Source organism: Spongiactinospora gelatinilytica (assembly GCF_003236385.1).
Lineage (GTDB): Bacteria > Actinomycetota > Actinomycetes > Streptosporangiales > Streptosporangiaceae > Spongiactinospora > Spongiactinospora gelatinilytica.
Map to the genome: position 1 here is coordinate 1 of NZ_POUA01000356.1, position 7,818 is coordinate 7,818.

Here is a 7,818-nt window from a genome sequence, read left to right on the forward strand (position 1 = left end):
GCCCGCGCCCGGGCGGGCGTCCGGCCGGGCGGGACGGGAGGCCGGCCGCGGCGGACCGGCCAGCGGGTCCGGGCGGGAGGAGGCACGGGTGTCGGAACGCTGCGCGGGCGGCGAGTTGCGCCGCTGGGGCGTGCCCGCGCCGCGGCGGGGCGTACCTCCCGCGCGGCGCGGCGGGCCCGCCGCGGGCCGCGCGGGACCGCGCCCGCCCGCCTGGTCGGCGGCGCGCGGCTCCTGTGGCTGGTTGAACATCACGGTGTTCTGGTCGGCCGCCGCCTGGCCGGGAGGGGTGCGCGGCTGCTGGTCGGGCTCCACCAGGTCGGCGAGGCCCCCCGGGCGCGCGGCCGGTACGGCCGGCGTACGCCTGGTCGGCTCGTCCGCCCCCGCGGCGTCATCGCGCGCACGCGGCGCGGCGCCTTCGCGGGGAGCATCCTCGGGTGCGCCGGCCGGGCGGGGGGCGCCACGCCTGGCCGCGATCGTCCCGCCGAATCCGCCTTCGTCGTCGCGGACCTTGCTCCAGTAGTCCTCGTCGTAGTCGTCTGCTTCGCCCCACTCGTTCAGACCGCGCCGGCCGCGCCCGGAACCGGGGCGCTGCGGACGCTGGCGCTTCTCCTCCGGCTCGTCGATCGGGCTGAAGTCGGGTGTGAAGTAGTCGACGCGGGGCTCTCTGGTGGCGAAGTCGTCAGAAGAGAGCTCGGGCTGGCTCTCCGCCTGCTCGGCCATCTTCTTACGACGGTCGGCAGGCAGCGCGCTCTCCCGGCGGCTCATTGACCGCATGCCCAGTGCCACGACGACGAGCACGACGAGCACGACGGCGACCAGGCTTGCTATGACCGCGAACATTGCACCACCCTCAAGGCCATGGCCTGCCAGCGGCGCCGGTGAGACCGCGCGGCCATTGACGCGACCTGCCTGATTTGATCACCAACGCTCGGCGAACGGATCTGATTGTGTCGGACCACTATGAGCGTTGTCACACCCTAAGTGAAGAATTGGTAACCATTACTACCTCCGGTGCTCGGCGGGTCACTCGATGTGGACCGCGGTCAGGCGGCCCCGAGCGATGGTCCGCTCCGCGATGCGTTGCAGCGCATCGGAGAGAGGTGTGTCCTCCTCGATCTCGACCTTGCGGTCGAGCGCGTAGACGGTGAAACGATAGTTGCCATCGGGGCGGCATGGGGGGGAGTAGCCAACCTTGCCGTTCGCCAGACGTAACTGGCCCGTTCCGGTGGGCATGCTTTGCGCGATGTTGTCACCCAGCTCGGTGGTGCGAGGGTCGATGTTGAACAAAACCCAATGCACCTCGCCGTCGAAGCCGGCGACGTTGTTGTCGACGACCACGGCGACCGCCTCGGTGCGCGGAGTCGGCACGCCCGACCAGCGCAGCGGCGGGTTGCCGCGCTTGCCGGTGCAGGAGTATTCGGTGGGCAGCGGAGCGCCCTCGCTGATGCGGGAGCTGGACACGCTGATGGTGTCGAGGACGGAGCCGCCGCTGCCCAAAATGCCACAGCTTGCGGTGACGACGGCGAGCGCCCCGGCGACCACCGCCGAACGGGTGGCCCGGCGCGCGATCGCTGACGACCTCGGCTGCCCCATGCCCGATGATGCTACGCGGATCTGGCGCGTGCGCTGACCGGATCGCGAGGTTCTGTGGCCACGGCAGGCATTCCGATCGGCCACAATCGTGACATGGAGGGGGTGAGCTTGGACACTCGGATGAGCTTCGCCGTCCTCGGTAAGCTGGAGGTTCACCGCGCGGGGGAGCCCGTCGAGGTCGGCGGCCAGCGGTTGCGAGCCCTCCTCGCACTTCTTCTCATCGACCCCGGCCGCGCCGTCGGTCTCGACGCGCTGATCGCCGGAGTATGGGGCGATCGGCCGCCCGCCGGGGTGGCCAACGCCTTGCAGGCCCTCGTCTCCCGGCTGCGCTCGGCGCTCGGCGCCGGGACCGTGATCGCCGACGGCTCCGGCTACCGGCTGGCCGTCGATCCCGAACGCGTGGACGCCCACCGCTTCACCGGCCTGGCCGCCCAGGGCGGGGAGATCCTGGCCGCGGGCGACCCAGCGGCGGCGGCGCGCACCCTGCGCGCGGCGCTCGCCCTGTGGCGCGGCCCGGCGTTCGCCGACCTGGCCGGCAACGACGTCGTCGCGGCCGAGGTCACCCGGCTGGAGTCGATCCGGCTGACCGCGACCGAAGACCGGCTGGAGGCCGACCTTCGGCTCGCGCGGCACGCCGAGGTGCTGGCCGAATTGCCGGCGCTGGTCGCCGCCCACCCGTTGCGCGAGCGCCTGCGCGCCCAGCGGATGCGCGCCCTGTACGGCCTGGGCCGCCACGTCGAGGCGCTGGCCGCCTACCAGGAGGCCCGCGCCGAGTTCGCCGACCAGCTCGGCGCCGACCCCTCACCCGCGCTGTCCGACCTGCACCTCGCCATGCTCCGCAGGGAATGGCAGGAGCCCCGGCGGGCCCCCGCCGAGATCTCCGCGCCCCCCGCGGCCACCGAGCCGCCGTTCGCGCGAGAGCCCGGCGGCAACCTGCGGGCCGGGCTCACCAGCTTCGTCGGCCGCGAGGACGACCTGGCCAAGACCGGCGAACTCCTGGCCGGGCACCGGCTGGTCACCCTGATCGGGCCGGGCGGGGCGGGCAAGACCCGGCTCGCGGTCGAGTCGGCCAGGGCCGTCGCCGACCGCATGCCCGGCGGCACCTGGCTGGCCGAGCTGGCCCCGGTCGCCGACCCCGACGAGGTCCCCTACACGGTGCTCACCGCGCTCGGCGTACGCGACCCGCTCGCGCCCGCGCCGCGCGCCGGCCGTCCGAGGGAGGACGCCACGGCCCGGCTGGTGCGCTCGGTCGGCGACCGCGAGCTCTTGATCGTCCTGGACAACTGCGAGCACCTGATCGACGCCGCCGCCCGGCTGGCGGACCGGCTGGTCGCCGAGTGTCCCCGGGTGCGGGTGCTTGCCACCAGCCGCGAGCCGCTGGGCATCACCGGCGAGGCACTGTGGCCGGTCGGGCCGCTCGCGCTGCCGCCCCGCGACGCCACGGCCGAGCAGGTGCCGCGCTACCCGGCGGTCGCGCTGTTCGCCGACCGCGCCGCGGCCGTACGCCCGGGTTTCGACCTCGCCGCCGAGGCCGGCGCCGTGCTGCGGATCTGCCGCGACCTGGACGGCATGCCGCTGGCCATCGAGCTCGCCGCGGCCCGGCTGCGTTCCCTGTCGGCCGGGCAGATCGCCGACCGGCTCTCCGACCGGTTCCGGCTGCTCACCGGCGGCAGCCGTACCGCGCTGCCGCGCCACCAGACGCTGCGCGCCGTGGTCTCCTGGAGCTGGGATCTGCTGGAGGAGCCGGAACGCACGCTGGCCGCCCGGCTGGCCGTCTTCGCCGGCGGCGCGACCCTCGACGGCGCCGAGCGCGTCTGCGCGGGCGGCGGCCTCGACCCCGCCGACGTGCTGGACCTGCTGGCCAGGCTGGTCGACAAGTCGCTGGTGATCGCCGAGGCCGACCGCTACCGGATGCTTTCGACCGTGCGCGCCTACGCCACCGAGCGGCTGGCCGAGTCCGGTGAGGAGCACCGGGTACGGCTGGCCCACGCCCGCTTCTACACCGACTTCGCCGCCGCGGCCGAGCCCGGGCTGCGCGGGCGCGAGCAGCTCAAGCGGATCGGAGAGCTGACCGCCGAAGGGGACAACCTGGCCGCGGCGCTGCGCTGGGCCACCGAGGCGGGGGAGCGCGAGCTGGCCCTGCGGCTGGTGGGCACGGCGGGGTGGTACTGGTGGCTGATCGGGCACCGGGCCGAGGGCGCGTACCGTGCCCACCCCGCGCTGGCCCTCGCCGCGGGCGGCGAGGACTCGATCGACCCGCGGATTCTCGCGCTCGCGCACATGTCCTTCGGCATCAACGCCGCCGACGCCGGGGTGTTGTGGGATGAGGCGCACGCCTCGCTGCGGACCGCGATCGAGATCTCCCGCGAGCGGCTGACCGAGCCGCTTCCGCCGATGCTCGCGGTGGCCGAGATGATCCTCGCGCTGTTCCTGAACAGGGACGTGACCGAGGCCCTGGACCTGACCGGGCGGCTGATCGGCCACCCCGATCCCTGGGTGGTCGCGATAGGCGGACTGTTCCGCGGCATGCTGCTGATCAACGGCAGCCGGATCGCCGAAGGGCAGGCCGAGGTCGAGGAGGCGCTGTGGCGCTTCCGCGAGATCGGCGACCGCTGGGGGATCGGCAACGCGATGGCCGTTCTTTCCGAGCTGGGCATCATGCGCGGCGATTCGGAACGCTCGATCCGCGACATGCGCGACGCCATCGCCGTGATGGACGAGCTCGGCGCCCGCGAGGACACCGCCTACCTCCGCTCCCGGCTGGCGATCGGGCACAACCTGGCGGGCGACCGGGCCGAGGCCGAACGGGTGCTCGACCAGATGTTGGCGATCGTCCGCCGGGCGGGCGACCGCGCCGGCGAAGCGAGCGTACACAGCGTCCGGGGCGACTTCGCCCGCGAGGACGGCGACCTGGAGTCGGCCCGGCGGCACTACGCCGCCGGGGTGAGCGCGCTCGGGGACAAGGCCCCGCCGCAGTTGCGCGCGCTGCTGACCAGTTCGCTCGCGCTGCTCGCCGAGGCGGAGGGCGATCTCGCCCGATCCCGGCGGCTGCACCTGCGGTCACTGGAGATCGCGCTGGACGGCCGGGACGGGCCGGTCCTCGGCGGCGCGGTCATCGGCTGCGCCGGGCTGGCCCTGGCGGAGGGCGACCCCGCGCGGGCCGCCACGCTGCTGGGCGCGGCGGCGACCATCCGCGGGTTCGACGAGGTGGTGGACTTCGACCACGTGCGGATCACCGAGAACACGAAGGCCGCGCTCGGCCCGGGAACCCACTTCCGATGCTTCGAGCGCGGCCGTTCGATGCCGCTCGGTGATGTGCTGGCCCTGGCCCGCGCCCCCGGTGGCGGCCCTGGGCCCGCCCGGCGCTGAGCCCGCCGGGCGCGGCGCCGGCGGTCAGGCGTGGTTGCGGAAGACCCGGATCGCCAGCGGCGCGAAGACCACCACGAACCCGAGCGCCCACAGCAGCGAGATCATGGCGGACTGCGCCACCTCGCCGCCGATCAGCAGGGCGCGGATCGCGTCGGCCAGGTGGGTGACCGGGTTGACGTTGGACCACGCCTCCAGCCAGCCGGGGAAGGTCTGCGATGGGACCAGCGCGCTGCTGGTGAAGGTCAGCGGCATCATCGTGGAGAAGGCGATCATCTGGACCTTCTCCGGGTTGGCCGCCTTCAGGCCGATCAGCACCGACAGCCAGGCCATCGCCAGCGAGACCACCACGAGCAGCGCGAGCGCGCCGATCAGCCCGGCCACGCTCGTGGTCACCCGGAACCCGAGGATCATGCCGAACCCGACCAGCAGCGCGAACGCCCACACCTGCTTGAAGGTGTCGGCGATGATCCGCCCTGCCAGCGGCGCGGTGCGCGCGATGGGCAGGCTGCGCAGCCGGTCGAAGACGCCCTTGGTGATGTCGGTGTTGAGGCCGATCGCGGTGGACAGCGTGTAGAACAGCGCGTTCTGGACGAGCAGGCCCGGCAGCGCGAACTGCAGGTAGTCACCCGTGGAGCCGGAGATCGCGCCGCCGAACACGTAGGTGAACAGCAGCAGGAACATGATCGGCTGGATGCTCAGGTCGAGCAGCTCCCACGGGTTGTGCTTGATCTGCACGAGGCTGCGCCAGGCCAGCGTCATGGTCTGCCGCACCGTGGCGCCGGCGCCGACCCGCTTGGCCGCGGCCGGCATCGCGGTGCTCATGGTGGTCACGCGAGGCTCCCTTCGGGATCTTGGTCAATGGCCGGTGGGGTGGTGGTCATACCAGCGCCTCTTCCTTGCCGACGCCGGCCTCCTCCTCGGCCCGGTGGCCGGTGAGGGAGAGGAACACCTCGTCCAGGCTCGACCGCCGCAGCGACAGCTCGGACGCCACGACCCCCAGGTCATCGAGCCGGCGCACGATCGCGGGGACCACCGCGGGATCGTGGACCGCCGCCATGACCTTGCCGCCCGAGATCTCGGGCTCGTCGTCGATCACGTCGGCCACGACCTGGACGACCAGATCGAGGTGGGCCTCCTGGACCGGGCGGACCTCCAGCACCTGCGCGCCGGTGCGGGACTTGAGCTCGTCGGAGGTGCCCGAGGCGATCACCCTGCCGTGGTCGAACACCACGATGTCGTCGGCGAGCTGGTCGGCCTCCTCCAGGTACTGGGTGGTCAGCAGCACCGTCACCCCGTCGGCCATCAGGCCGCGCACCACGTCCCACAGCTCGTTGCGGCTGCGCGGGTCGAGCCCCGTGGTGGGCTCGTCGAGGAACAGCACCTGGGGCCTGCCCACCAGGCTGGCCGCCAGGTCGAGCCGCCGGCGCATGCCCCCGGAGAAGGTCTTGGCCGCCCTCCCGCCCGCGTCGGAAAGCGAGAACCGCTCAAGCAGCTCGGCCGCCCTGCGCCTGGCATCGGCCCTGGACAGCCCGAGCAGCCGCCCGATCATCAGCAGATTCTCCACACCGGTGAGCATCTCGTCGACCGCGGCGTACTGCCCGGTCAGGCCGATCATCGAACGCACCTGGTGGGCGTCTCGCCGCACGTCGAAACCGTTGACCCTCGCCGTGCCCGCGTCAGGCCGCAGCAGGGTGGCGAGCACCCGCACCGCGGTCGTCTTGCCCGCGCCGTTGGGCCCGAGCACCCCGAGCAACCTGCCCTGCGGCACCACGAGATCGACGCCATCGAGGGCCTTGGTCTCGCCGTAGTGCTTGACCAGCCCTTCAGCCTCTATCGCGTGTCCCATCCGAGATCTCCTCTTCAATCGTTCGCTGTCACACCCTGCCAGGGGCCACTGACATTTCTCTGAGGCGTTCGCGCGGCCGCGGCACGAGCCGCTGAGATTCCGCTGACAGCCCGCTGAGCGCTTAGGCTGACAGGGTGACCATGCCAAGAACGCCGCCCCGCGGGGCGCCGCCCGCGTGCGGTGAGGGGCCCTGGTGAGCGTTCCGCTTCGCGACCCCGCCAACCGGGTCTCCCGCAAGGCCGTCACGCTGTGGGTGCTGGAGGCCCTGTTCGGCTTCGCCCTGCTGCTCGCCGGCTCGCTGCTCGCCGCGCTGTGGATCGACGGCGCGGAGTGGTGGTGGGTGCCGGGCTGGCTGGCCGCCGACTCCTGGCTGCTGCCGGTGGCGGTCGTCGTGGTGATGTCGCCGTTCGTGGTCATCGAGCCGCTGTGGCGCTATGCGGTACATCGGTGGGAGCTCACCGACGATGTCGTGTACGCCCGTTCCGGGTGGATCAGCAGGCAGTGGGTCTTCGTGCCGGTGAGCCGCATCCAGACGGTGGACAAGGCCCAGGGGTGGTTCGAGCGCCTGCTCGGCCTGGCCACCGTGGAGATCCGCACCGCCTCCTACGCCGGCTCCTCCAGCATCAAGGGCCTCGAATACCCGGTGGCCGCCCGCCTCGCGGAAGACCTCGCCCGCCGCGCGGAAGAACTCAGAGACGACGCCACATGACCTCCTCCCCACCCGACGACCCCCGAGAGGGGCACGCTGACCCGGCCCAGGAAGAGGATTCCCCTCCACCACATCAGGACCAGAGAGCCGCGGCCCCTGGGAAGGGGCCTGCCGGGTCCCCGGAGGGCGGGCCGGTCCCCTCACGCGAGGGAGCCGGAGTCCCAGCGTCCGGGGAGGAGCCTGACCGGTTGCCCGAGGGCGACTCGGTCCCCTCGCCAGAGGGACGGGAACGCCCGGTGTCCGGAGAGGGGCCTGACCGGTTGCCCCAGGGTGGGCCGGTGCCGTCGCGTGAGGGGCAGGG

The 7,818-nt window shown here is 73.0% G+C and carries 5 protein-coding genes and 1 pseudogene; 2 read left to right on the forward strand and 4 right to left on the reverse strand.

What is annotated here, in order from left to right:
• Both C1I98_RS31380 and C1I98_RS31385 read right to left on the reverse strand, forming a co-directional pair.
• Positions 1-840 (reverse strand): annotated as a pseudogene (locus tag C1I98_RS31380) (hypothetical protein); the annotation flags it as partial.
• A 183-nt stretch (positions 841-1,023) separates the two neighbouring features.
• Positions 1,024-1,593, reverse strand: coding sequence for a YbhB/YbcL family Raf kinase inhibitor-like protein (locus tag C1I98_RS31385; RefSeq protein WP_111170988.1), 570 nt, complete (start codon positions 1,591-1,593; stop codon positions 1,024-1,026).
• Positions 1,594-1,695: 102 nt separating this feature from the next.
• On the opposite strand from C1I98_RS31385, the gene C1I98_RS31390 reads away from it, so the two are divergent.
• Positions 1,696-4,962: an AfsR/SARP family transcriptional regulator gene (locus tag C1I98_RS31390; protein ID WP_158558255.1), complete on the forward strand. Its 3,267-nt coding sequence runs from the start codon at positions 1,696-1,698 to the stop codon at positions 4,960-4,962.
• A gap of 24 nt (positions 4,963-4,986) precedes the next feature.
• Here the strand turns inward: C1I98_RS31390 and C1I98_RS31395 are convergent, their stop codons facing one another.
• Positions 4,987-5,784, reverse strand: a complete 798-nt coding sequence (locus C1I98_RS31395; RefSeq protein WP_111170992.1) for an ABC transporter permease — start codon at positions 5,782-5,784, stop codon at positions 4,987-4,989.
• Between the two features lie 55 nt (positions 5,785-5,839).
• On the reverse strand, positions 5,840-6,808 hold the full coding sequence (locus C1I98_RS31400; RefSeq protein ID WP_111170990.1) for an ATP-binding cassette domain-containing protein: 969 nt from the start codon (positions 6,806-6,808) through the stop codon (positions 5,840-5,842).
• A 193-nt stretch (positions 6,809-7,001) separates the two neighbouring features.
• Between C1I98_RS31400 and C1I98_RS31405 the strand changes: the two genes are divergently transcribed.
• A complete protein-coding gene (locus C1I98_RS31405) occupies positions 7,002-7,517 on the forward strand; it encodes a PH domain-containing protein (RefSeq protein WP_233508348.1) in 516 nt (171 codons plus the stop codon).
• Positions 7,518-7,818: the final 301 nt, after the last annotated feature.